Below are 25282 nucleotides of genomic sequence, written 5' to 3'. Positions count from 1 at the left end.
CTGAACGTCTGACAGTTTCCCCACTTTGGTTCGCCTACTTCCCAAGGCATGTCGCCGAGCATCACTGATCGCGGTGGGCCACCAGCGATCTCTCGTCGTCAGTACTTGAGCCGGATGGATCGTTTCCAGCATGGACGTTCGGGCGCGGACTTTAAGACCATGCGCCCGTCAGATCAACCGGAAATTCCCCCTATCTGGAGCGGCCCTGGCAAACGTTCCGGATATCACACAGAACAGGCGGAAATGCTGAACGGACGCGGCTTCCAGCCTCTGCCAAGTCTAGACGAGAGAGATGTCAGCGGCATGGCAACCGGGTGCACGCCGACCTCCCGATTGCCATGCCGGAACGACCTCGATTCAGTACACGTCGCGCCGGTAACGTCCGTCCTCGACCAGTTGCTGCACGCACTCGTTGCCGAGCACCTCACGCAGTGCCACATCGACACCGCCGGCCATGCCGTCGAGGCTGCCGCACACGTAGATCGCCGCGCCCTCGTCCAGCCAGGCAAGCAGACGTGCGCTGTGCTCGCGCAGCAGGTCCTGCACATAGTGCTTGCGGGCCTGGTCGCGGGAGAAGGCCAGGTCCAGATGCTGCAGGTCGCCGGACTCCAGCGCCGCCTGCAGCTCGTCGCCGCAGAAGAAGTCGCAGGCGCGACTGCGCTCGCCGAACAGCAGCCAGTTGCGCCTCTGGCCTGCCAGCGCACGCGCCCGCAGCAACGAGCGCAGCCCGGCCAGGCCGGTGCCATTGCCGATCAGGATCAGCGGACGATCATCCTCCGGCAGATGGAAACCGGTGTTGCGCCGCACCCGCGCCAGCAGCTGCCCGCCCACGGGCAGGTACTCGCTCAGCCAGCCGGACCCCAGGCCCAGGCGGCCACCCGCCTGTACGGCCTGGCGCACGATCAGCTGCAGCACAGCGTCGGCTGCCACCGAGGCAATGGAGTAGTCGCGCGCCCCCAGCGGCACCAGGGCATCGACCAGCGCCTGGGCATGCAGCCCGACCAGGTGGGCGAAGCTGCCTGGCAACTGGCGCTCGGCCAGGGCCTCACGCAGGCTGGTCGCCTGGCCATCCAGCGTCACCGGCTCGCTGCCGTCGAAGCCGGAGTGCTGCAGCCAGGCCTGCACGGCGGCGGCCCCGTGGCGCGGACGGATCTCCAGGATGTCGCCGGCCTGCCAGTCGCTCTGCGCAGGCGGCGTCAGGCCGATGAAGTACACCGGCGCGCCCTGACTGCCGTGGTTGAGCAGGCGGCGCTCGGCGAGCGTCCAGTTCTGCCAGGGCGTCTCTTCGAAGCGCATCGGCGCCGCACCGGTCAGGTCGCTCAACTGCTGCTGCCAGCGCTGCAGTGCCGCATGGTCGGCGCCATCCACCTCAATGCTGTCGAACAGCGGCCGAGCGCCCTGCAGCCCCAGCCAGGCGTTGATGCGCCGGGCGAAGCCACAGAAGTGCTGATACTGCCGGTCACCCAGCGCCAGCACCGCATAGCTCAGTTGCTCGAGAGGCACCGAACCCGCCAGCACCTTGCGCTCGAAGCCCTGCGCGGCATCCGGCGCCTCGCCATCACCGAAGGTGCTGACCACGAACAGCGCCTTCTGCGTCTGGCGCAGGCTGTCGGCATCCAGGCGTGACAGCGGTTCGACCCGCACCGGGATACCGGCGGCCTGCAGCTGGCCGGCACTCTGCCAGGCCAGCTGCTCGGCAAAGCCGCTCTGGCTGGCGAACCCCACCAGCCAGCCACCTGCCGAGTCCTCGTCCTTGAGCGAGCTGCGCGCCGCCAGCGCAGCCCGCTTCTTGCGCCGGCGATCCAGGTACAGCAGCCAGCCGGTGATGAAGAACAGCGGCATGGCCGCCGTGGCCAGCATCATCAGGATGCGCCCCGGCATGCCGAAGTACTCGCCGACATGCAGCGCATAGACGCTGGCCAGCAGCTGCGCCTTGAAACTCTTGTCGGCATAGCGCTCATGGCGGCTGACCGCGCCGCTTTTCGGGTCGATCTGGAACTGGTTGAAGGCGCGCACATGGTCGGCGCCGTCGAGCATGTAGAAGACGGTCCCCGGCTGCCCGGCCACGGCTGGCAAGCGCAGGTTCCAGGCGACCAGGCCGGGGCCGGCGGCCTGCTGGATACTCTGCCAGACGGCGTCGTAGTCGACTTCGGGGGCCGGGCCGTTGCCCGCGTCACGGCCACCCCGGCCACGGCCTTCCCCGCGCTTCTCCGGCGCCGTGTCGGAGAGCATGCGCGTCAGCCCTTCGCGGTACCACTCATAGGACCAGTACAGGCCGGTGAGCCCCGCGCAGAGGTAGAACAGCAGCACCCAGGTGCCGGCCACCGCGTGCAGGTCCCAGTTGAAGCCACGGCCTTTCTTCTTCCAGTCCAGGGTCAGCCAGGTGCGCCAGTTCAGAGCCTTGCGCGGCCAGCGCAGGTAGAGACCGGACAGGCAGAAGAAAATCAGCGCCAGGGTGCTGGCGGCGGTGATCTGCTTGCCCACCTCCCCCATCGACAGGAAGCGGTGCAGCATCAGCATCAGGTGGAAGAAGTCCTGGCCGATCGGCTCGGCCAGCACCTCGCCGGTGTAGGGGTCGAACGCGATGCGCGGCCCGCGTCGCTCGCCTGGCGGCGGCGCGAGAAAGGCCATGCCCGGCCCGTCATGCCGGGTATCGACCCACAAGCCGGTGACGCGATCAGCGGTCACGGCCTCGATCCGCGACACCAGTTCGCGCGGCGCAAGGTGGCCCTGCTCGCTCGGCTCGATCTGCCAGCGCTCGGCATTGAGCGCCCGGGTGATCTCGCCCTCGAAACTGTAGAGCGCGCCGGTGATGCCCATGACGGCCAGCACCAGGCCGGCGCTGATGCCGAAGAACCAATGCAACTGGAAGATGATTTTCTTGAACACGACGGCGCCACCCCTACCCTGACCCTTTGCGACGGGCGGCTACTCTATATGGGAATAATTTTCATAACCATTTATTTACGCGATTTTTACGCATTCGCAGCCTGCGCGACTCTCCTGCCCGGCCAGCGCACCTGAAACCCGATGGCCGCCCCTCGGCCAGAGCCTGCAGTTATCGGTATAATCGCCAGTTTTCCGGGCGCCAAGGCGCCCTCAACGATTCCATCCAGGCACGCATTCATGACCACCCAGGCCGCCGAAGTCGCCAAGCGCCGTACGTTCGCCATCATTTCCCACCCGGACGCCGGTAAGACCACCATCACCGAGAAACTGCTGCTGATGGGCAAGGCCATCGAAGTCGCAGGGACCGTGAAGTCGCGCAAGTCCGACCGCCATGCCACGTCCGACTGGATGGAGATGGAGAAGCAGCGCGGCATCTCCATCACCACCTCGGTGATGCAGTTCCCCTACCGCGAGCACATGATCAACCTGCTCGACACCCCCGGCCACGAAGACTTCTCCGAAGACACCTACCGCACCCTGACCGCGGTGGACTCGGCGCTGATGGTGCTCGACGGCGGCAAGGGCGTCGAGCCGCGGACCATCGCCCTGATGGATGTCTGCCGCCTGCGCGACACCCCCATCGTCAGCTTCATCAACAAACTCGACCGCGACATCCGCGACCCCATCGAGCTGCTCGACGAGATCGAGGCGGTGCTCAACATCAAGGCCGCGCCGATCACCTGGCCGATCGGCTGCTACAAGGACTTCAAGGGCGTCTACCACCTGACCGGCGACTACATCATCGTCTACACCCCCGGTCACGGCCACGAGCGCACCGAAGCCAAGATCATCCAGAGCCTCGACTCCGACGAGGCGCGCGCGCACCTCGGCGACATGTACGAGCGCTTCGTCGAAGAGCTGGAACTGGTCCAGGGTGCCTGCCACGAGTTCGACCCCGAGGCCTTCCTCAAGGGCGCGATGACCCCGGTATTCTTCGGCACCGCACTGGGCAACTTCGGTGTCGACCATGTGCTCGACGCCGTGGTCGACTGGGCCCCGCGCCCGCTGGCACGCGTGGCCAACGAGCGCAGCGTGGAGCCGACCGAGGAGAAGTTCTCCGGCTTCGTGTTCAAGATCCAGGCGAACATGGACCCGAAACACCGCGACCGCATCGCCTTCATGCGCATCTGCTCGGGCAAGTACACCCAGGGCATGAAGATGCGCCACGCCCGCCTGGGCAAGGACGTGCGCGTCGGCGATGCGCTGACCTTCTTCTCCAGCGAGCGTGAGCACCTGGAAGAAGCCTATGCCGGCGACATCATCGGCCTGCACAACCACGGCACCATCCAGATCGGCGACACCTTCACCGAAGGCGAGAACCTCGGCTTCACCGGTATCCCGCACTTCGCCCCGGAACTGTTCCGCCGCGTACGCCTGAAGGACCCGCTGAAATCCAAGCAGCTGCGTCAGGGCCTGCAGGAACTGGCCGAGGAAGGCGCGACCCAGGTGTTCTTCCCCGAGCGCAACAACGACATCATCCTCGGTGCGGTCGGTGTGCTGCAGTTCGACGTGGTCGCCAGCCGCCTGAAAGAGGAATACAAGGTGGAATGCGCGTACGAGGCGATCAACGTCTGGTCCGCCCGCTGGATCGAATGCAGCGACGAGAAGAAGCTCAAGGAGTTCAAGGACAAGGCCTACGAGAACCTCGCCGTCGACGGCGGCGGCCACCTCACCTACCTGGCCCCGACCCGCGTCAACCTCAGCCTGATGGAAGAGCGTTGGCCGGAGGTCAAGTTCCGCGCCACCCGCGAGCATCACTGATAGAAAGACGGCCCGCTTTGCGGGCCGTCTTTCTGCTGCAGGGCACACGTTCTGCTCGGCTCTGCAACTGGGCTGGCATACCAGCCCGTTTCAACGCAGCCTCGCCGCACGCAGGCTCGTTTCATCCATATCCTAGTAGCGGAAACGGCCAACAATGCCGTGCAAGCGCTGTGAGTTTTCCCCAGCATGGCGCCCGCGCTGCAAGGTATTTTCCGCCAGCCCCACGCTACGCGCCGCCTCCTCGCCCAGATTGGCCACACGCTGGTTGATCTCGTCGCTGACCTGCGACTGCTCACGTGCCGCCTCGGCGATCTGCAGGCTGCTGCGCGAAACCGTCTCGACCAGCCCGCCAATGCTGCCCAGCGCCTTGCCTGCGGTTTCCGCCTGCGTCACGCCGTTTTCGGCATGTTTCTGGCTGGAATGCATGACCTCAACCGCTTCACGTGAGGCGGTCTGCAAACGCTGGATCATGCTGTTGATTTCCTCGGTGGAGGCCTGGGTGCGACTGGCCAAAGTGCGCACCTCGTCGGCCACCACAGCAAATCCGCGCCCCTGTTCGCCGGCCCGCGCTGCCTCGATGGCAGCATTGAGTGCCAGCAGGTTGGTCTGTTCGGCAATGGTACGGATAACTTCCAGCACGCCGCCGATTTCCTGAGCGTGGGTTTCCAGCTCACCGATCACCCGCGCTGCGCTGCCCACCTCACCCGCCAGTTGGCGTATATCGCTAATGGTGCTGTCGATCACCTTGAGGGCCGCGCGCACTTCGCGATCAGCCTCGGCGGTCTGCTCGGAACTGCCACGCGCATGCTCGGCCACGCCCTGCACGGTAACGGACATCTGGTGCACAGCGGTGACTACCTGATCGATCTCGCTGCGCAGCACCTCGGCGCTGCGCTCGGAGGCTTGGGCATCACTGATCAGTTGCCCGGAAGAATGTTCCAAGGTGCCAGCCACCTCGCCCACAGTGGCGATCTGCTCACGCAGGTTGCGGCTGAACTGGTTGAAGGCATCGACCACCGCGCCGATTTCGTCATCATTCTCACGCTGGATCACCCGAGTCAGATCGCCGGAGCCGGAAGCCAGCCCCTCCAGGGTATGGCTGAGACGGCGAATCGGCGGTAGCACGCGACGATTGATCAGCATCAGTGCTGCAAAGATCACCGCCACAATTAGCATCAGCGCACCCAGGGTGACGCTGTGCATTTCGTCGAGGTAATCGGTGTTGCTCTGATGAACGCGGTCGAACTCCTCACCCAGCGGCTGTTGTAATTCGTTGAAACGAGCGATGACCGTGGCCGACTGCGCATCGAAGGCTTCCATTACCTGATCGCCAGCCTCTTTGCCCTGCTTGCTGTAAGCCTGGTACATACGTTTGCCGGTGTCATCGAGCTGATCGATCGGCTCGATCAGGGCGCTCAGCTGGCTGGCATAGTCCGGCAGCAGAGTGCGAAGTTTTTCCAGCAGCGCCTTGGCCTTGCGGTAATGCTCGGCGGCTTCGCCTGCCGGCTCGTCTTCTTGGGTCAGGCTGGCGTCGGTGTAGAACTGCTGCACCTGGGCCAGGTTGTAACGCAGTTCCTGGGTACTCTCGCGCGCCTCGGTCAGCTGCGCGGCATACGCCTCGCCCACTTCCAGTGCATCGATGGCGCGGCTCATCCAGACCGCCAGGCCCAGTGCAGTCAACAGGATGAACAGCGCACTGCCCCACATCAAACGCGTAATGGTGATATTCACCAGCTCTCTCCCGGTAGTGGACCTGCGGATGCTATCGGCAGCTACGACCCAAACTGGAGATCGCCGCGCCTTGCGCGCGCAGTATCCCTCATGCGCAGAGCGAACGCGTGCCTCCACTACCAAAGAGTGAGAACGCTTGGACCAGCTAGCGCTCCAGCTCACTCACCTGCAACCCAGCCAGACTGTACCGGCACCACAACTGGCGGCTACCAGGCGCAAGCAGCAGGTACTCGGCCAGCGCCGGCTCCAGCTCGGTACGTATTCGACGCGCCAGGGCGCGGGCGCCGAAACGTATATCGTGCTCACGGCACAACCAGGCGCGGGCGCTCGGTTCCAGATGCAGCGAACGTCCCTGGCGCGCGAGGCGCTGGCCCAGCTTGTCCAGTTCGATCTCCAGCAAGGCGTCCAGCCAGCGCTCGTCGACCCGCTCGAACACCAAGATGCGGTCGATACGGTTGAGCCATTCCGGTTCGAAACGCTCGTGCAGCACCTGCTCCAGCAGCGCCGCCTCCCCCTTCGGTGCCAGGCCCAGCCAGCGCCGCCAGCCACGACCGAAGCGCTCACGGTAGCGCTGCGCCTGCTGCGCCCCGACATTGCTGGTCATGAAGATCAGGCTGTTGCGGAAATCCAGGGTGCGGCTGCCGGCCGTCAGGGTCAGCCGGCCATGTTCGAGAATGCCGAGCAGGCTGCGCAGCACTTCCGGGCTGGCCTTCTCCAGTTCGTCGAACAGCACGATACCGGGTCGCCCGAAACTGCCGGCGATGGCTTCGCCATCGAACAGCGTGGTGCCCTCCTTGCTGCCGACGTATCCCGGTGGCGCGCCGGTCAGCGCCGCAGCGTAATGCTCCTGGGCCAGGGTGTGCATGTCGATGCGGCACATCGCGTCGGCGCGGCCGTGAATGGCCTGGGCCAGCAGGCGCACGATCTCGGTCTTGCCGACACCGGTCGGGCCCATGAACAGGTTGACCGCCAAAGGCCGCTCGCGCTCACCGATGTCGACCTTGACCACCTTGAGCATCGCCTCGACCTGCGCCAGCACGGCGTCCTGGCCGACGATGCGCGAGCGCAGCAACGCCATGACCGCTGCCGGCTCGAAGAGGAAACGCGACTGCAGGCGAGCAACGCCCTGTTCATCCAGACGCTCGCGGTTGCTGTCGATCAGGTCGTTGGCGAAGGGCATCCCGTTTATTCCACAGAGGCAAAGGCATCGCCGGCAAGCCGGCTCCTACGGGCGATCAGCCAGCCGTGCGTTCCTTGCCCGGATGCGGCAGTTCTGCCACCGGACAGTCGGCCACGCCGATGCTCGAGCGGGTCATTTTCTCCACATCCTCCTGGGCCTTCTGCGCGTCCAGCACCCAGGTGCGGTAGAACTCGAACGGGCAGTCGGCCACGCCCTTGTCGCCATCCCCGGAGTTGTAGACGCCGGTGTAGCCACGGTGCAGCAGCTTGAACAGGTGGTTCTGCGACTGGTCGTTGGCCCGTGCATCACGGATCTGCGACACCGACAGCTGGGCGTACTGGATGCCCATTTCCTCTTCGCCGCACTCGCCCAGGGTGCGCCCGTCGAAGCCGATCAACGCGGAGTGGCCGAAGTAGCTGTACACACCGTCGAAGCCGCTGGCGTTGGCCACCGCCACATAGCAGTTGTTGGCCCAGGCCATGGTCTTGGCCATCAGCACCTGCTGCTCCTTGGCCGGGTACATGTAGCCCTGGCAGCGCACGATCAGCTCGGCACCCTTCATCGCGCAGTCGCGCCAGATTTCCGGGTAGTTGCCGTCATCGCAGATGATCAGGCTGATCTTCATGCCCTTGGGGCCGGTGGAGACATAGGTGCGGTCGCCCGGATACCAGCCCTCGATGGGGCACCAGGGAATGCACTTGCGGTACTTCTGCACGATATCGCCCTGGTCATCGATCAGGACGAGGGTGTTGTAGGGCGCCTTGTGCGGATGCTCTTCGTGGCGCTCGCCGGTGAGCGAGAAGATGCCCCAGGTTTTCGCCTCGCGGCAGGCGGCGGAGAAGATCGCGGTCTCCTCGCCGGGGATGGCGGCGGCGGTGGCCATCATCTCGTCCCTGTCGTACATAATGCCCATGGTGCTGTATTCGGGGAACACCACCAGGTCCATGCCGGGCAGGCCGAGCTTCATGCCCTTGATCATCTCGGCGATCTTGCGCGCGTTGTCGAGCACCTCGGCCTTGCTGTGCAGACGCGGCATCTTGTAGTTGACGACAGCAACGCCGACGGTATCGGGGCTGCTGGAAATATCGCCGTGGCGCATGGAGAACCTCCGTTTGCGATGTACTTCGCAGGAGCGGCTTCAGCCGCGAATTTTCTTCGAGTGGTCGTTCTTCGCGGCTGAAGCCGCTCCTACGGGAACGTCCGGCCGTCAGTGACTGATCATCCACGGCCGTGCCGATGGGCTGGCCTTGAGGCCGTGTGGGTTGGCCTTGGTGCGCTGCACTGGCTTGCTCGGGCCGCAGCAGCTGCAGCCGGCCGGATGCTTGCGACTGGCCTTGTACTCGTCGAGATTCATCGGCGCGTTGGCGCTGCGCTCGTTGCTTTCATGGGCGCGGCGCTGGCTGCCCGGCAGGGTCGCCAGGCCCGGCGCGCTGAGGATCACCCGCTCGCTGGCGGTGTCGCAGTACGGGCAGGCGCAGGCCTGGTCGCGCTCGGCCATTGGCCGCAGCACGGTAAAGTCGCCGCAGTGCGGGCAGTCGTATTCGTAGATGGGCATGACGGCATTCCTCGAAAGACCAGGGCCCCTCCCCCGCATGCAGGAGAGGGGGAGTGACATCACTTGTCGTAGGCGATGGGCATGTCGATGCTGCCGTCGAGGAACCGGGTCGGGCCGCTGGCGCTGGGGTTGATGTCGAACTCGAAGATGTCGGTCGGCAACCACAGCGTGGCGCAGGCGTTGGGGATGTCGACCACGCCGCTGATATGCCCCTGCACCGGTGCCGAGCCCAGCAGCGAGTAACCCTGCGCGCCGCTGTAGCCGAACTTCTTCAGGTAGTTGATGGCATTCAGGCAGGCCTGCTTGTAGGCCAGGTTGACGTCGAGGTAGTGCTGCTTGCCGTCGTCGTCCACCGAGATGCCTTCGAAGATCAGGAAGTTGTTGTAGGTGGGCACGATCGGGCTGGGTTTGAAGATCGGGTTCTTGATGCCGTACTTGGCCATGCCGCCCTTGATCAGCTCGACCTTCATGTGCACCCAGCCGGCCATCTCGATGGCGCCGCAGAAGGTGATCTCGCCATCGCCCTGGCTGAAGTGCAGGTCACCGACCGACAGGCCGGCGCCGTCGACGTAGACCGGGAAGAAGATCTTCGAACCGCGCGACAGGTCCTTGATGTCGCAGTTGCCGCCATGCTCGCGTGGCGGCACGGTGCGCGCGCCGGTGGCGGCGGCCATGTCGCGGGCATCGCCCTTGAGCTTGCCCATGTGCGCGGTGGAGGCGAACGGCGGGTTGGCCAGCGGCGGTACGCGGGTCGGGTTGGTGTCGATCAGCGCCTGCTCGCGTTTGTTCCAGTCGGCGAGCATCTTGTGATCCGGCAGGCAGCCGATCAGGCCGGGGTGGATCAGGCCCGCGAAGCGCACGCCGGGGATGTGCCGGCTCTTGGTGAACATGCCCTCGAAGTCCCAGATCGACTTCTGCGCCGCCGGGAAGTGATCGGTGAGGAAGCCGCCGCCATTGCTCTGCGAGAAGAAACCGTTGAAGCCCCAGAGCATGTCCTGCTTGGCGCCGATGTCGAGCAGCTCGACGATCAGCAGATCGCCCGGCTCGGCCCCTTTCACGCCCACAGGACCGGACAGGTAGTGCACGGTGGAGAGGTCGACGTCGCGCACGTCCGAGGCATCGTCATCGTTCTTGATCGCGCCGCCGGTCCAGTCGTAGGTCTCGAGGATGAAGTCATCGCCCGGATTGACCCAGCAGGCCATCGGGATGTCCGGGTGCCAGCGGTTGTGGACTTGCTCGTTCTCGGTGGCGGCCTGGTTGAGGTCGACCTTGATCAGGGTATCGGTCATGACATAGCTCCATGGGACCTGTGAGGAATGCCGGCCACTGTGTGCCGGGTACGCAGCCAGTCTCAAGCGCGCGGGGAAATCGGCAAATACGTTGGATGACGTATGCCCAGAACGCCGGCCTTACGGGGCCTGCAGGCATTTTTCGCGGACGCGAAAAAGCGGCCACTGCATGGAGAACACAGTGACCGTAAAGCGGGAACCACTACCCTCTCCCCCAACCCATCTCCCATGAATGGGAGAGGGGAGCAGCACGCGGTGCGAAATGGCACACCACCGAACAGTCCCCTCTCCCGCTTGCGGGAGAGGGTTAGGGAGAGGGCAAGAAAGTCACACCGACAGATAACGACTGATGCTCGCCTCGTCGACCTGGTCGCGGCTCTCCTCGACCACGAACTTGCCCTTCTCGATGACCAGGAAGCGGTCGGCGATTTCCATGGTGAACGACAGCACCTGCTCGGAGACGACGATGGTCAGATCACGCATGTTGCGGATCTCCTTCAGGCTGCGGGCGATGTCCTTGATGATCGACGGCTGGATGCCCTCGGTCGGCTCGTCGAGCAGCAGCACCTTGGGATTGGTCGCCAGCGCCCGGGCGATGGCCAGCTGTTGCTGCTGGCCACCGGACAGATTGCCGCCCTTGCGGTGGCGCATGTCATGCAGCACCGGGAACAGCGCATAGAGGTCATCCGGTACCTTGCCGCCGGCGGAGGCCGGTAGACCGGTCTGGATGTTCTCCAGCACGGTCATGTGCGAGAAGATCATCCGCCCCTGCGGCACGTAGGCGATGCCACTCTCCACCCGCTGGTGGGTTTCCAGCTGCGACACGTCCTTGCCATCGACGCGGATCTGCCCGCCCCATTGCGGCAGGATGCCCATCAGGCTCTTGAACAGGGTGGTCTTGCCCATGCCGTTGCGGCCCATCACCGCGACGATTTCCTTCTTCGCCACGTCGAGGTTGAGCTCATGGAGGATCTGGCTCTGGCCATAGCCCGAGGCGAGGTTGCTGATCTGGAACATAAATGACTCCTTGCTGGACATGCCCCCGGATTGCATCCGGGCTACAGATACGCGCGACCGGGATCAATGCCCCAGGTACACCTCGATGACCTTGGGATTGCTCTGCACCGCCTCCATGCTGCCCTCGGCCAGCACCTTGCCCTGGTGCAGCACGGTGACGCGGTGGGCGATGCTCTTGACGAACTCCATGTCGTGCTCGATGACCAGCACCGAGCGCCCCTGGCTGATACGGTTGAGCAACTCGGCCGTCGCCACCCGCTCGCTCACGCTCATCCCGGCCACCGGCTCGTCGAGCATCAGCAGCTGCGGGTCCTGCATCAGCAGCATGCCGATCTCCAGCCACTGTTTCTGCCCGTGGGAAAGCAGGTCGGCCTGGCGGTGCAGGTGTTCGCCGAGCATGATCTCCTGCGCCACCTGCTCGACCCGTTCGATCACCTCCCGCGAGCGCTTGAAGAACAGCGCGCCGAACACCTTGCGCCCGGCCGGATAGGACATCTCCAGGTTCTCGAACACCGTCAGGTTCTCGTAGATCGACGGGTTCTGGAACTTGCGCCCGACGCCGGCGCGCACGATGTCGTACTCGCGCATCCGGGTCAGCTCGCGCCCGTCGAAGTCGATGCTGCCGGCGGTGGCGCGGGTCTTGCCGCAGATCAGGTCGAGCACCGTGGTCTTGCCGGCCCCGTTGGGGCCGATCACCACATGCACCTCGTTGCGGTCGACATACAGGTTGAGGTCGTTGACCGCCTTGAAGCCGTCGAAGGACACGGTCAGCCCCTCGATGGCGAGTACCGGCTTGGCGGCCTGGAAGCCTGCTGGGCTGTTCATGGCGTGGTCTCCAGTTCAGGGGCGGGACGTTTGTTCGCAGCGACGCTCCTGGCCGCAGGTTGCGCGGCGACCCGGGCCTGGGGTTTGCGTTTGAGGCGTGCCAGCCAGCGCTTGCCGTGGCTGTCCCACAGGCCGGCGAGACCGTTGGGGAAGTACATGACCACGACGATGAACAACCCGCCCATCAGGTACAGCCACAGTTCGGGAAAGCTCTCGGAGAAGTAGGTCTTGCCGAAGTTGACCAGCAGCGCGCCGTACACTGCGCCGAGCAGCGACAGGCGCCCGCCGACCGCGGCGAAGATGACCATCTCGATCGACGGCACGATGCCGACGAAGCTGGGCGACATGAAGCCCACCTGCAAGGTGAACATCGCCCCGCCGATACCGGCGAAGGCGGCGCCGACGCAGAACACGAAGATCTTGAAGCTGGCCACGTCGTAACCGGAGAAACGCACCCGCTCTTCCTTGTCGCGCATTGCCAGCAGCAGCCGCCCCAGCTTGGAAGCGACGATGAAACGGGCGATGAGGATGCAGCCGATCAGCAGCGCTGCACTGACGAAGTAGAGGATCAGCCTGGCTTCGTCGGTGCGGATGTCCCAGCCCTTGAGCGTGCGCAGGTCGGTGATGCCGTTGACCCCACCGGTGAGGCCCTGCTGGCCGATGATCAGCACGGTGAGGATCAGCGCGATGGCCTGGGTGACGATGGAGAAATACACGTCACCGACGCGGCGCTTGAACATCGCCAGGCCGATCACCAGCGCCAGCAGCACCGGCACCGCGACCACGGCGACCAGGGTGAAGCCCAGGCTGTGGAACGGCTCCCAGAGCAGCGGCAGTTCGGTGATCTGGTTCCAGTCCATGAAGTCCGGGATGCCGGGTGTGGACTGGATCTTGGTGCTCTCCGGGTCGGACGCCTCGAGCTTGAGGAACATCGCCATGCAGTAGCCGCCGAGGCCGAAGAAGATGCCCTGGCCGAGGCTGAGGATGCCGCCATAGCCCCAGCACAGCACCAGGCCAACGGCGACGAAAGCGTAGGTCAGGTACTTGCCCACCATGTTCAGGCGGAAGGCATCGAGCGCCAGCGGGAACACCACCAGGATCAGCGCCGCGAGCAGCGCCAGACCGATGGCCCCCTGCTTGCCGCCGAGCAGTTTGTCGAGTGTCTTGTTCATGTCCGCGTCCTCAAATCACTGTAGGAGCCAGCTTGCTGGCGATCCTGCGGTCCCTGATCGCCCGCGAGCGGGCTCCTGCCAAAGCACCAGGGTTCATTTGCGCACCTTGCTCGAGAACAAGCCCTGCGGGCGCAGCATCAGGATCAGCACCACGGCGGACAGGGTCAGCACCTTGGCCATCGATCCGCTGGTGAAGAACTCCAGCAGCGACTGCGCCTGGGCAATGCTGAATGCCGAGGCGATGGTGCCGAGCAGGCTGGAAGCGCCGCCAAATACCACCACCAGGAAGGTGTCGACGATGTACAGCGAACCGGCCGTCGGCCCGGTCGAGCCGATGGTGGTGAACGCCGCGCCCGCCACGCCGGCGACGCCACAGCCGAGGGCGAAGGTCATGCGGTCGACACGCCTGGTGTTGATGCCGACGGCCCGCGCCATCACCCGATTCTGCACCGTGGCGCGCACCTGCAGGCCCCAGCGCGAGCGGTACAGCATCACAAACAGCAGCGCGGTGAGCAGCAGGGTCAGGCCCATGACGAACAGGCCGTTGCGCGGGATGTCGATGGCTTCGGTGGGGTTCCACGAGCCCATCAGCCATTCCGGCAGCGTGGCGCCGACCTCGCGGGCGCCGAAGATCGAGCGAAAGCCCTGCTGCATCACCAGCGACAGGCCCCAGGTGGCCAGCAGGGTGTCCAGCGGGCGCTGGTAGAGCTTGCTGATCATCGCCCACTCCACCAGCCAGCCAATGGCTCCGGCGATGAAGAACGAGAGGATGATCGCGAGGAAGAAGTAGTAAGGCCCGAAGGCCGGAGCGTATTGCTCGGTGAGTGTCGATACCACGAACGTGGTGTAGGCGCCGATGGTGAGGAACTCGCCATGCGCCATGTTGATCACGCCCATCTGGCCGAAGATGATCGCCAGCCCCAGAGCCATCAGCAGCAGCACGCAGAACACGGACAAGCCGTTGAAACCCTGCATGGCTGCGATGGCGCCGAATTCAGATAGCCATTCCATGTCGATGGTCTCCAGTGGAGAAGAGAAAAGCCTGCAGGAACCGGCTTGTCGGCGATCCGTTCATCGCCAGCAAGCCGGCTCCTACGAGAGGGCGTTGCTTACTGGTAGCCTTCCGGGAAGGGGTTCGGCTCGATCAGGTCGGACTCGTAGACCACCTTGAACTGGCCGTCCTTCTGCACTTCACCGATGCGCGTCTTGCTCCACAGGTGATGGTTGTCGTGCACCTTGACGTAGCCTTCCGGCGCGGTGCCCAGCTCGATGCCCGGAGAGGCGGCGACCACCTTGTCGATGTCGAAGCTGCCGGCCTTCTCCACCGCGGCCTTCCACAGCCACGGGCCGAGGTAGGCGGCCTGGGTCACGTCGCCGATCACCGCATCCTTGCCGTACTTGGCCTTGAAGGCTTCGACGAAGGCAGCGTTGTTCGGGTTGTCCAGACTCTGGAAGTACTTCATCGAGGCGTAGAAGCCCTCCATGTTCTCGCCGCCGATGCCCAGCAGCTCGTCCTCGGTGACCGACAGGGTCAGCAGGGTCTGCTTGGCGGAGGTCACGCCGGCGGCCTTCATCTGCTTGTAGAACGCCACGTTGGAACCACCGACCACGGCGGAGAAGACCACGTCAGGCTTCTTCAGCTTGACCTTGTTGATCAGCGAGCCGAACTGGGTGTTGCCCAGCGGGTAGTACTCCTCGCCGACCACCTTGCCGCCGAGCACGTTCTCGATGTGCTTGCGCGCGATCTTCATCGAGGTACGAGGCCAGATGTAGTCCGAACCGATCAGGTAGAAGGTCTTGGCGCCCTTCTCCTTGGCCACCCAGTCGAGGCCGGCGAGGATCTGCTGGGTCGCTTCCTGGCCGGTGTAGATGACATTCTTCGACTGCTCCAGGCCCTCGTAGAAGGTCGGGTAGTAGAGCAGGCCGTTTTCCTTCTCGAACACCGGCAGCACGGCCTTGCGCGATGCCGAGGTCCAGCAGCCGAACACGGTCGCGACCTTGTCGCCGACCAGCAGCTTGCGCGCCTTCTCGGCGAAGGTCGGCCAGTCGGAAGCCCCATCTTCCTGGATGACCTTGATCTGCCGGCCGAGAATCCCGCCGCTGGCGTTGATCTGCTCGATGGCCAGGCGCTCGGCCTGGATCGAACCGGTTTCGGAAATGGCCATGGTGCCGGTCGCCGAGTGCAGGATGCCGACCGTGACCTCGCTGTCGGTGACGGCCAGGCCGGTGCTGTTGACCTCGGCGCTGGCGACATGGCTGAACAGGCTGGCAGCCAGCAGCGAGAGCGCCGCAGCCCCTAGCGCCAGCCGGCGGGGAAGAAGTCGAATCGGTTGAGAATCCATGGTCGTGCTCCTGTGCTGGTTATTCGTGCCGAACCACGCCGGCTTCGCAGCAAGGATGCGTTTGCCCCGGCACGCGGGGTATACGCAGCATGACGTAACGGCATACGTCATCTGACGTACAGCCTCGCGCGCCAGCCTGGTGCAAGCTGGGCGCAGAAAAACCAGGCAGACAGAAGCTCGCGCGCGCGGCAGAGGGCTCGCCGAACCGGGGCATGGAAGTTGCTGGGATCTGCCTGTAGGAGCCCGCTTGCGGGCGATGCGTCCTTCCTGGTCATGCAGATCGCCGGCAAGCCGGCTCCTGCAGGAACGCTCGACAGGGACGATCCATCAGACAACGCCAGCAGGACGACGCCCGTGCAGCAGACCGGCACCCAGCGCATCATCAAGATTCGCCGCGACTACAACTCCTGGGTCGCCGACGAGACCATGGAGGACTACGCCCTGCGCTTCACGCCCAGGTCGTTCCGCAAGTGGTCGGAGCTGCGCATCGCCAACACCGCACTGGGCGCCGTGTCGTTCCTCGCGCTGGAGGCCATCGGTGGCGCCCTGGCCCTGTCCTACGGCTTCACCAACACCCTGTGGGCCGTGCTCGCGGTCGCGCTGGTGATCTTCCTCACCGGCTTGCCGATCAGCTACTACGCGGCCCGCTACGGCCTGGACATGGACCTGCTGACCCGTGGTGCCGGCTTCGGCTACATCGGCTCGACCATCACCTCGCTGATCTACGCCAGCTTCACCTTCCTGTTCTTCGCCCTGGAAGCGGCGATCATGGCGCTGGCCCTGGAGCTGTACTTCAACATTCCCCTGGCGCTGGCCTACGTCATCTGCTCGGTCATCGTCATCCCGCTGGTGGCCTATGGCGTGACGCTGATCAGTCGCCTGCAGATGTGGAGCCAGCCCGTATGGCTGCTGCTGCTCCTGCTGCCCTACGTCTTCGTCGCCGCCAAGAACCCCGATGCCCTGTCGGACTGGACCAGTTTCGCCGGGCGCGAAGGCGAACCCGGCAGCTTCAACCTGCTGCACTTCGGCGCCGCCTGCACCGTGGCCCTGGCGCTGGTGACGCAGATCGGCGAACAGGTCGACTACCTGCGTTTTCTCCCGGAGAAAACCCGCGCCAACCGTGCACGCTGGTGGACCGCCCTGCTGCTCGCCGGCCCCGGCTGGATCATTCCCGGTGCACTGAAGATGCTCGCCGGCGCCTTCCTCGCGTTTCTCGCCCTGCAACATGAAATCCCCATGGAGCGCGCCGCCGAACCCACGCAGATGTACCTGGTGGCCTTCAACTACGTGTTCGCGTCGCCGCAGTGGGCGCTGGCCGCCATGGTCCTGTTCGTCATCGTCAGCCAGATCAAGATCAACCTGACCAATGCCTATGCCGGCTCGCTGGCCTGGTCGAACTTCTTCGCACGGATCACCCACAGCCATCCGGGGCGCGTGGTCTGGCTGGTGTTCAACGTGGCCATCGCCCTGATGCTGATGGAGCTGGGCGTGTTCGAGGCGATCGAGGAAGTGCTCGGCCTCTACGCCAACATCGCCATCGCCTGGATCGGCGCGCTGGTCGCCGACCTGGTGGTGAACAAGCCGCTCGGCCTGTCGCCGAAGTACATCGAGTTCAAACGCGCGCACCTCTACGACATCAACCCGGTGGGCGTCGGCGCCATGCTGATCGCCTCGCTGCTCTCGGTGCTGGCCCACGGCGGCCTGTTCGGCGCCCTGGCGCAGGCCGCCTCGCCAATCGTGGCACTGGGCTCGGCCTTCCTCCTCGCCCCGCTGCTGGCCTGGCTCACCGCTGGTCGCTACTACATCGCCCGCGAACGTCAGCCACAGTTGCTCTACCCCTACGCCGAGTCCGGCCAGGTGCAGTGCTGCCTGTGCAACAACCGCTTCGAAGAGCCGGACACCGCGCTGTGCCCGGCCTACGGCGCACCGATCTGCTCGCTGTGCTGCTCGCTCGATGCGCGCTGCGATGATCGTTGCAAACCCCGTGCGCGCCTGGCCGACCAGCTCGACGACTTCGTCAGCTGGGTCTTCCCGCGTGCATCGATCCCGCGCCTGCACAGCCGCCTGGCCCAGTACCTCGGCCTGCTCGGTCTGCTGGTGCTGATGCTGTTCGGCGCCCTGGCGCTGATCTACAGCCAGGTCTCGCTGAGCCTGCTGACGCAGGAACCGGAGGTACGCCAGACGCTATTCCAGGCCTTCCTCAAGGCCTTCCTCACCCTCTCGCTGTTCGCCGCCATGCTCGCCTGGTGGCTGGTGCTGACCCGCGAGAGCCGCCGCGTGGCGCAGGAGGAGTCGGACCGCCAGACCCTGCTGCTGATGCAGGAGATCGAAGCACACCGCAAGACCGACGAAGCCCTGCAACAGGCCAAGGAGGCCGCCGAATCCGCCAACGCGGCGAAGAGCCGCTACGTCACCGGCCTGTCCCATGAGCTGCGCACGCCGCTCAACAGCATCCTCGGCTACACCCAGATCCTGCAGCGCGACACGGCCATGCCCAGCCAGCACCAGGACGCCCTGGCGACCATCCTGCGCAGCGGCTCGCACCTGCTGTCGCTGATCGACGGCCTGCTCGACGTGGCCAAGATCGAGGCCGGCAAACTGCACCTGGAGCTGGCGGAGATTCCCTTCCCCGAATTCATCGATCAGCTCGAACGCATGTTCACCCCGCAAGCCGCCGAGAAAGGCCTGCGCTTTCGCCTCGAATGCATCGGGCGCATGCCGGCGGTGGTACGCGGCGACGAAAAGCGCGTGCGGCAGATCCTCATCAACCTGCTGGGCAACGCCGTGCGCTTCACCGAGCGCGGCGAGGTGCGCCTGCGCGTCGGCTACATGCGCGAGACCGCCACCTTCGAGATCATCGACACCGGCGTCGGCATCGCCCCGGAGCAGATCGAGCGTATCTTCCAGCCCTTCGAGCGCGGCGACCTGATGCGCCAGGACAATGGCGTCGGCCTGGGTCTGACCATCACCCGCATGCTCACCGCGCTGATGGGCGGCGAGCTGTCGGTGGACAGCGAACCGGGCCAGGGCACCCGCTTCCAGGTGCGCCTGTTCCTCTCCGAGGTGCGCGTGCCGCAGGCGGTGGTACACGTGGAGCACGACATCATCGGCTACCAGGGCGAGCGCCGGCTGATCCTGGTGGTGGACGATCACCTCGAGCACCGCCGCGTGCTCGCCGGCATGCTCGAACCACTGGGCTTCGAGGTGATCCAGGCGGCCAGCGGCCAGGAAGCCATTCGCCAGGTGGCCCTGGAGCATCCGGCGCTGATTCTCATGGACCTGTCCATGCCGCAGCTGGACGGCTGGGAAACCAGCCGCCTGATCCGGCGCAACACCCAGTGCCAGGCGCCGATCATCGTGATCTCCGCGAATGCCTTCACCGACGATCGCGAACGCAGCGTGGCAGCCGCCTGCAACGACTACCTGGCCAAGCCGGTGTACACCCCGCAACTGCTCGAACGCATTCAGCAGCAGCTGGGCCTGACCTGGCTGCATCGCACCCAGGAGCGGCCCGCCAGCGTGCAGCGCGTGACCCTGCCCGACAGCGACGACCTGCAGGCACTGCGCGAACTGGGGGCGCTGGGCTACATCCGTGGCATCCAGCAGCGCCTGGACGACATCGACCAGCGCAACCCGGCCTGCGCCAGCTTCACCGCCTCGCTGCGCAGCCTGGTGAAGCACTTCCAGCTCGACGAATTCAACCGCCAACTGAAGGAGGCCGAACATGAATGCGCCGCTCCACCAGCCTGAGTCGCGTCTGCCTGCCAGCCTGTCGGCCGAACGCGGCATCATCCTCATCGTCGACGACACGCCGGACAACCTGGCGCTGATCTCCGACGCCCTCGACGACGCGGGCTACATGGTGCTGGTGGCGCTGGATGGCAGCAGTGCGCTGGGGCGCATCCAGCGGCGGCGCCCCGACCTGATCCTGCTCGATGCGATGATGCCGGGGCTGGATGGCTTCGAGACCTGTCGGCGGATCAAGGCCGATCCTGCCAGCGCCGACATCCCGGTGCTGTTCATGACCGCCCTGACCGACAGCGAACACGTGGTGCAGGGCTTCGAGGCCGGCGGCATCGACTACGTGACCAAGCCGATCAACCCCGACGAGGTGCTCGCCCGGGTCGCCTCGCACCTGCGCACCGCGCGCATCCTGCAGGCTGCCAGGGCCGCGTCCAGGCCGGTCGACCTCAGCCTGGACAATGCGCCGGCGCACGCTCACCTGTCGGCACGCTTCCAGCTCACCGAGCGCGAAGTGGAAGTGCTGCGCTGGGTGGCGTGCGGCAAGACCAACCGCGATATCGGCGACATCCTCGGCCTCAGCCCGCGGACGGTGAACAAGCACCTGGAACACGTCTACGTGAAACTCGGCGTGGAAACCCGCACCGCCGCTGCCTCGGTGGCCCTGGCGGCGATGAGCGAACGCGCATGACGCACGCTCGGCTGATCCTTGAGTAGGGCGGGTGCAACCCGCCCTACGGAACGAGCGAAAGTCCGTAGGCTGCAGCATGCCGAATTGGCTTAGAGTGGTGGCAACGCACCTGTTTCGGAGCCTGCCATGCCCCACCCCAACCTCGTCATCCTCACCGGTGCCGGTATCTCCGCCGAAAGCGGCATCCGCACCTTCCGCGCCAGCGACGGCCTGTGGGAAGACCATCGCATCGAAGAGGTGGCGACCCCCGAAGGCTTCGCGCGCGATCCGGCGCTGGTGCAGCGCTTCTACGACCTGCGCCGCGCCCAGTTGCGCGACCCGGCCATCGCGCCGAACGCCGGGCACCTGGCGCTGGCCGAACTGGAAGCAGCCTGGCAGGGTGATTTTCTGCTGGTCACGCAGAACGTCGACAACCTGCACGAACGCGCGGGCTCCCGGCGCCTGCTGCACATGCACGGCGAACTGCAGTCGATGCTGTGCAGCAACAGCCAGCGACGCTTCCCGCTGGAGGGCGACATGCCGGTCAGCCAGGCCTGCGCCTGCTGCGGCCTGAGGGGCACGCTGCGCCCGGATATCGTCTGGTTCGGCGAGATGCCCTATCAGATGGAGCGCATCCAGGATGCGCTGGAGCGCTGCGAGCTGTTCGTCAGCATCGGCACTTCGGGTCATGTCTACCCGGCAGCCGGCTTCGTCGAACAGGCACGGCGGGCAGGCGCCCACACGCTGGAGATCAACCTGGAGCCCAGCCAGGGCCATTCGCTGTTCGCCGAAAAGCGCTATGGCCTGGCGACCGAGCAGTTGCCCCGCTGGGTCGCGGAGCAGTTGGCCGGCTGAGCGTCGACATGCAGGAGCCGGCTTGCTGGCGATCAGCCTCGCGCTGGATCACCGGCTCCTACAAAAGCGCGCGCATTGCCAGACAGCGACGTAGGGCGGGTGCAACCCGCCACGCCGAAACCGGCGGGTTGCACCCGCCCTACGGTTACTGCTGGGCTGGTGCGACCACTTCGGCCGGAGCTTCGGCGGCCGTGGGGCTGAACATGCCGCTGTTCCAGGCATGGTAGCCGCCAGCCAACAGCACCAGCAGCAGGACCACCCAGGGCCAGACCACCGGTTTGTCGGCGTAGGGGTCACGCAGGGCACGGTCGCTACCCTTGGGCAACTCGGCCATTTGCGTCAGCGCGGTACCGAAGGGAATGCTGATGCGCGCCTTGGCGTTCACTGCCCAGCCATTGGCATCGAGAATCGGCCCCAGGCTGCGCCGACGCAGCTTGAACCAGGCCAGCAGCATGGCCGGGCCGGAAATGGCCAGCAGCACGCCCAGCAACAGCAACGGCACCTGCCACCAGGCCAGCGACAGGATGCCTGTCACCACCGCAGCCAGGGCCGTACCCAGGGCACCGACCGCCAGGCCGATGGCAGCGAAGATCCCGGCGAACTTGGCGATGTCGAATGCCGGTGCCGGCGTTGCAACACCCGGCGCCCCCGTTTCACCGACCTTGGCAGCGGTCTTGCTGACCATGTCGGCGTCGCGGCTGGCCGCCAGTTTCTGCACCTGGTCGGAGACCAGCTTGGAGATGCGCCGATAGGGCGACCAGAACGCCTCGCGGATGCTGATGGCGCTCTGCACCACCTTGACCACCTTGGCGTCCCAGTCATTGCCGTCGCGGTCATAGAACAGGCCATGGCGCCCGGCCTGCAGGTCGCCCTCGCTACCGGCGGTGACCGCCACCACGATATTCATCGCCTCCTTGCCTCGCACCGGCTCGCCACGACGGGTACAGGCGCAGTAGAGCAGGAAGCAGTCGCTGGCCGCCGCCACCTTGGCATGCGCCTCGATGTTGTCGACCTCCACCGCCAGGTCGCAGCTCTTGCCGTCGATGTACAGCGTGCCGGCCTGGAACACGGCCTTGTCCTGACGGGCATAGAAACTCTGGAACGACACGAAGTTGCGCAGCAGCGTGATCAGGCCATGGCGCAGGCGAATCAGCTTGTCCAGCTCGACCAGCCCGTCGGCCGCCTCGGCCACGGTCTTGTCTTTCTCGACCAGCGCCAGCAGGCGGACTTCGGCGTCCTGCTCCACCAGTTCGAGGATGCGCCCGCGCTTGAGCACTTCGACAATCGCCACCTTGGGCGTCTCGGCCTGCCAGGCCAGGTAGTTGCCGCAGAGCGCGACCAGGTGCTGCCACTGCTCGCGCGACAGGCGCTCCAGCTCGCCGTAGACCGGCACCACCACGCGCTGGCGGAACTCGCCGATCGCGCCTTGCCACGCCGGGTTGAGGCCCTTGTCCAGTGGCAACTCGTCGCCGTGCTGCACCGCCGCCAGGGGCAGGCCGGCGACTTCGCCGGCATCCGCCAGGGACAGCGACGACAGACGCACCAGCTCGGCTTCCTGGGCATTCATCAGCGCCGCGGCACGCGGGTCGAACTCGGCCATGGCAACGCGGGTGAAGTAATCGTCGATCTTGGCGCGCACGGCACTCAGCGCCTCGACCGCCGCGACCGTGCCCTCGCCAAAGGCGTCCAGTCCCTGCTCCGCCGCACGCGCATGCCAGGCGTGCAGCTGGCGCGCCTGCGCGAAGAACTCGCCGATCTGCTCGGCGCCGATCGCGGCCTCGCCACTGCGGTCGGTCTGCGCCCCCAGGCTGGCGATGATGTCGGCGATGGCCGCCTTCAGCTCGGCGTCATCGGTCAGCGTCGCCGGCACCAGGCCGTCGCCGTTGGGTTCGTGCGGCGGGAACAGTTGCGCCAGGTTGGCCGTGTCGGCCGGCACCAGGCTGTCGCCATCGGCGCGTCCGAGCACCGCCAGCAGGCGTTGCGCCGCCAGGCGCAGGCGCGCCCCCACGGCGTCATCGGTGAGCGAAACGAGCTGCAGCGGGCCGTTCTCGAACAGCACGGCCGGATCGCGCAGACGCGCCAGCGTCCAGTCCACCACGTCGAGGATTTCCGGGGCGCGGATACGACCGTCCTTGTTCAGGTCGATGTAGTCCAGCATGCGCCGATCCAGCTCCAGGTTGTTCACCGGGCAGGCCAGGCTGGCCCAGAGTTTCTGGTCCAGGCCACGCAGTGCGGCGAGATCCGCCGGGGTTTCCAGTTGCACCTGATCGAAGCCGCCTGCCCGGAAGAAGCGCCAGCGATGCGCGAGAGCTTGAGTCATCTACAAAAGATCCTTTCTTGGTGAGGGCGACTGCGCCAAGCAGTCCGGCATGCTCCCGTCGCCACGCACGGGCGCACGGTCATGCCCTGGACTCCTACATCCCAGGCGCTGTTCGGCCCAGTGTACCCGAGCTTCAGCGGCGCGCGCTCATTGCGCCTCGACCGCCAGCGGCTGCGCGTCGGGCTGCTTGATCAGCGCATAGAGCACGCCGGTGAGCAGGCTGCCGGCGACGATGGCCAGCAGGTACAAGGCGGCGTGGTTGATGGCGTTGGGGATCAGCAGCACGAAGAGGCCGCCGTGCGGCGCCATCAGCTTGCAGCCGAAGTACATCGACAGGGCGCCGGTCAGCGCCCCGCCGGCGATGCTGGCGGGGATCACCCGCAGCGGGTCCCTGGCGGCGAAGGGAATCGCCCCCTCGGAGATGAAGCACAGCCCCAGCACGCCCGCCGCCTTGCCGGCCTGACGCTCGCTCTGGGCGAACTTGCGCCGCGCCAGCACGGTGGCGATGGCCATGGCGATCGGCGGCACCATGCCCCCGGCCATGGTCGCGGCCATCGGCGCGTAGCTGCTCGACGCCAGCAGGCCGACGGAGAAGGCGTAGGCCGCCTTGTTGATCGGCCCGCCAAGGTCCACGCACATCATCCCGCCGAGCAGCGCACCGAGCAGAATGGCGTTGGTGCTGCCCATGCTGTCGAGAAAGCGCGTCAGCGACTGCAGCACACCCGCCACCGGCGTGCCGACGACATAGATCATCAGCAGGCCGGTCACCAGGCTGGCCAGCAACGGGATGATCAGGATCGGCTTGAGCGCTTCCAGGCTCTCCGGCAGGCGCACCCAGCGGGCGATGGCCCTGGCGCTGTAGCCGGCGATGAACCCGGCGACGATGCCGCCGATGAAACCGGCGCCCAGCGAGCCGGCCAGCAGGCCGCCGATCATGCCCGGCGCCAGCCCCGGACGATCGGCGATGGAATAGGCGATGTAGCCTGCCAATACCGGCACCATCAGCTTGAAGGCGGCGTCGCCACCGATCTGCATCAGCGCCGCCGCGAACGTACCCTCTTCCTTGAAGGCCTCGATACCGAAGACGAACGACAGGGCGATCAGCAGACCACCCGCCACCACCATCGGCAGCATGTAGGAGACACCGGTGAGCAGATGCTTGTAGGGCCCGCTCTTCTCGCCCTGGCTGGCTGCGGCCTGGCCTTCTCCGGACGCCGCCTCGCTCAGTGGCCGGGCCTCGTTCAGCGCCCGTTCCAGCGTCTGTTGCGGCTGCTTCAACGCCACGCCAGTGCCACAGCGATAGACCTTCTTGCCGGCGAAGCGGCTGGTGTCCACCTCGATATCGGCGGCCAGCAACACCGCGTCGGCAGCGGCGATGGCAGCCTCGTCGAGCAGGTTGCGCGCACCGACCGAGCCACGGGTCTCCACCTGCAGCTCGATACCCGCACGCGTCGCTGCCTGCTGCAGCGCCTCGGCGGCCATGAAGGTGTGCGCCACCCCGGTCGGGCAGGCGGTGATGGCGACCAGCCGGCGCGTGCCAGCGGTCGACGGCTCGGCCGTAGCCTGATAGGGCTCGGCGCGCTCGGCCGCCTCACGCAGGAAGCGCTGCGGGTCGGCCAGCGCCTCGGCCGGCGAGGCCTGCAACAGGCGTTTGCCAGCGAAGCGCTGCAACGGCAGATCGCCGGTCCGGACCACCAGCACCCAGTCGGCGGCGGCGATTTCCGCCGCACTGAGCGGCGAACCGATGGCGCGGGCGTCGTGCACCTCGACGCGGGTTTGCCAGCCCAGGCGTTCGGCAGCCGCCTGCAACAGGCGCGAGCACAGCACGCTGGTGACCTGGCCATTGGGGCAGGCAGTGACGATCAGCAGATTCAT

At 65.9% G+C, this 25282-nt stretch carries 17 protein-coding genes; 4 read left to right on the top strand and 13 right to left on the bottom strand.

Going from position 1 to position 25282, the window contains the following annotated elements; all coding sequences use genetic code 11:
• Positions 1-357 precede the first annotated feature (357 nt).
• Positions 358-2889 (bottom strand): sulfite reductase flavoprotein subunit alpha, encoded by a 2532-nt coding sequence (locus tag EWH21_RS05300; protein WP_277699983.1) that lies wholly within the window; start codon positions 2887-2889, stop codon positions 358-360.
• 237 nt (positions 2890-3126) lie between these two features.
• Between EWH21_RS05300 and EWH21_RS05295 the strand changes: the two genes are divergently transcribed.
• Entirely contained in the window at positions 3127-4710 is a 1584-nt protein-coding gene (locus tag EWH21_RS05295) for a peptide chain release factor 3 (RefSeq protein WP_037046300.1), read from the top strand.
• Between the two features lie 132 nt (positions 4711-4842).
• Here the strand turns inward: EWH21_RS05295 and EWH21_RS05290 are convergent, their stop codons facing one another.
• The 10 genes from EWH21_RS05290 to urtA all read right to left on the bottom strand — a co-directional run bounded on the left by EWH21_RS05290 (position 4843) and on the right by urtA (position 15821).
• Positions 4843-6441 carry a methyl-accepting chemotaxis protein gene (locus EWH21_RS05290; protein ID WP_152487895.1) on the bottom strand — a complete coding sequence of 533 codons (1599 nt, stop codon included), beginning with the start codon at positions 6439-6441 and terminating at the stop codon, positions 4843-4845.
• 145 nt (positions 6442-6586) lie between these two features.
• On the bottom strand, positions 6587-7621 hold the full coding sequence (locus EWH21_RS05285) for an AAA family ATPase (RefSeq protein ID WP_277699982.1): 1035 nt from the start codon (positions 7619-7621) through the stop codon (positions 6587-6589).
• Positions 7622-7676: 55 nt separating this feature from the next.
• Positions 7677-8720, bottom strand: a complete 1044-nt coding sequence (locus tag EWH21_RS05280) for an aliphatic amidase (protein ID WP_277699981.1) — start codon at positions 8718-8720, stop codon at positions 7677-7679.
• A gap of 108 nt (positions 8721-8828) precedes the next feature.
• Complete coding sequence (locus tag EWH21_RS05275) at positions 8829-9176, bottom strand: zinc ribbon domain-containing protein (protein ID WP_047589796.1); 348 nt, start codon at positions 9174-9176, stop codon at positions 8829-8831.
• A 59-nt stretch (positions 9177-9235) separates the two neighbouring features.
• Positions 9236-10465, bottom strand: coding sequence for a formamidase (fmdA, locus tag EWH21_RS05270; protein ID WP_047589798.1), 1230 nt, complete (start codon positions 10463-10465; stop codon positions 9236-9238).
• 327 nt (positions 10466-10792) lie between these two features.
• Positions 10793-11482: an urea ABC transporter ATP-binding subunit UrtE gene (urtE, locus tag EWH21_RS05265; protein WP_037046284.1), complete on the bottom strand. Its 690-nt coding sequence runs from the start codon at positions 11480-11482 to the stop codon at positions 10793-10795.
• A 63-nt stretch (positions 11483-11545) separates the two neighbouring features.
• Positions 11546-12307, bottom strand: coding sequence for an urea ABC transporter ATP-binding protein UrtD (gene urtD, locus EWH21_RS05260; protein WP_037046281.1), 762 nt, complete (start codon positions 12305-12307; stop codon positions 11546-11548).
• Complete coding sequence (gene urtC, locus EWH21_RS05255) at positions 12304-13479, bottom strand: urea ABC transporter permease subunit UrtC (RefSeq protein WP_047589800.1); 1176 nt, start codon at positions 13477-13479, stop codon at positions 12304-12306. The genes urtD and urtC overlap by 4 nt, the downstream gene beginning before the upstream one ends.
• A gap of 93 nt (positions 13480-13572) precedes the next feature.
• Complete coding sequence (gene urtB, locus EWH21_RS05250; protein ID WP_179553453.1) at positions 13573-14490, bottom strand: urea ABC transporter permease subunit UrtB; 918 nt, start codon at positions 14488-14490, stop codon at positions 13573-13575.
• Between the two features lie 98 nt (positions 14491-14588).
• Positions 14589-15821 (bottom strand): urea ABC transporter substrate-binding protein, encoded by a 1233-nt coding sequence (urtA, locus tag EWH21_RS05245; RefSeq protein ID WP_037046273.1) that lies wholly within the window; start codon positions 15819-15821, stop codon positions 14589-14591.
• Between the two features lie 354 nt (positions 15822-16175).
• Between urtA and EWH21_RS05240 the strand changes: the two genes are divergently transcribed.
• The 3 genes from EWH21_RS05240 (at position 16176) to cobB (ending at position 21087) form a co-directional block, all read left to right on the top strand.
• Positions 16176-19571, top strand: coding sequence for an ATP-binding protein (locus EWH21_RS05240; protein ID WP_277699980.1), 3396 nt, complete (start codon positions 16176-16178; stop codon positions 19569-19571).
• Positions 19546-20253: a response regulator gene (locus EWH21_RS05235; RefSeq protein WP_051800504.1), complete on the top strand. Its 708-nt coding sequence runs from the start codon at positions 19546-19548 to the stop codon at positions 20251-20253. Before EWH21_RS05240 ends, EWH21_RS05235 begins: the two co-directional genes overlap by 26 nt.
• 126 nt (positions 20254-20379) lie before the next feature.
• Positions 20380-21087, top strand: a complete 708-nt coding sequence (cobB, locus tag EWH21_RS05230) for a Sir2 family NAD+-dependent deacetylase (RefSeq protein WP_047589810.1) — start codon at positions 20380-20382, stop codon at positions 21085-21087.
• 145 nt (positions 21088-21232) lie between these two features.
• On the opposite strand, the gene EWH21_RS05225 is transcribed toward cobB, so the two are convergent.
• Both EWH21_RS05225 and EWH21_RS05220 read right to left on the bottom strand, forming a co-directional pair.
• Positions 21233-23407 carry a hypothetical protein gene (locus EWH21_RS05225; RefSeq protein ID WP_277699979.1) on the bottom strand — a complete coding sequence of 725 codons (2175 nt, stop codon included), beginning with the start codon at positions 23405-23407 and terminating at the stop codon, positions 21233-21235.
• A 147-nt stretch (positions 23408-23554) separates the two neighbouring features.
• Complete coding sequence (locus tag EWH21_RS05220; protein ID WP_277699978.1) at positions 23555-25282, bottom strand: fructose-specific PTS transporter subunit EIIC; 1728 nt, start codon at positions 25280-25282, stop codon at positions 23555-23557.

The organism is Pseudomonas sp. REST10 (assembly GCF_029542605.1).
In the GTDB taxonomy this organism is placed as follows: domain Bacteria; phylum Pseudomonadota; class Gammaproteobacteria; order Pseudomonadales; family Pseudomonadaceae; genus Aquipseudomonas; species Aquipseudomonas khazarica.
Note: the sequence above shows the minus strand (reverse complement) of the source record. Positions and strands in the feature narration are given on the sequence as shown.

Coding starts and splice junctions, on each gene's coding strand:
- urtE (WP_037046284.1), bottom strand. CDS start 11,482: ATGTTCCAGATCAGCAACCTCGCCTCGGGCTATGGCCAGAGCCAGATC.
- urtC (WP_047589800.1), bottom strand. CDS start 13,479: ATGAACAAGACACTCGACAAACTGCTCGGCGGCAAGCAGGGGGCCATC.
- urtD (WP_037046281.1), bottom strand. CDS start 12,307: ATGAACAGCCCAGCAGGCTTCCAGGCCGCCAAGCCGGTACTCGCCATC.
- EWH21_RS05225 (WP_277699979.1), bottom strand. CDS start 23,407: ATGACTCAAGCTCTCGCGCATCGCTGGCGCTTCTTCCGGGCAGGCGGC.
- fmdA (WP_047589798.1), bottom strand. CDS start 10,465: ATGACCGATACCCTGATCAAGGTCGACCTCAACCAGGCCGCCACCGAG.
- EWH21_RS05275 (WP_047589796.1), bottom strand. CDS start 9,176: ATGCCCATCTACGAATACGACTGCCCGCACTGCGGCGACTTTACCGTG.
- EWH21_RS05295 (WP_037046300.1), top strand. CDS start 3,127: ATGACCACCCAGGCCGCCGAAGTCGCCAAGCGCCGTACGTTCGCCATC.
- EWH21_RS05285 (WP_277699982.1), bottom strand. CDS start 7,621: ATGCCCTTCGCCAACGACCTGATCGACAGCAACCGCGAGCGTCTGGAT.
- EWH21_RS05220 (WP_277699978.1), bottom strand. CDS start 25,282: ATGAATCTGCTGATCGTCACTGCCTGCCCCAATGGCCAGGTCACCAGC.
- urtB (WP_179553453.1), bottom strand. CDS start 14,490: ATGGAATGGCTATCTGAATTCGGCGCCATCGCAGCCATGCAGGGTTTC.
- EWH21_RS05235 (WP_051800504.1), top strand. CDS start 19,546: ATGAATGCGCCGCTCCACCAGCCTGAGTCGCGTCTGCCTGCCAGCCTG.
- urtA (WP_037046273.1), bottom strand. CDS start 15,821: ATGGATTCTCAACCGATTCGACTTCTTCCCCGCCGGCTGGCGCTAGGG.
- cobB (WP_047589810.1), top strand. CDS start 20,380: ATGCCCCACCCCAACCTCGTCATCCTCACCGGTGCCGGTATCTCCGCC.
- EWH21_RS05280 (WP_277699981.1), bottom strand. CDS start 8,720: ATGCGCCACGGCGATATTTCCAGCAGCCCCGATACCGTCGGCGTTGCT.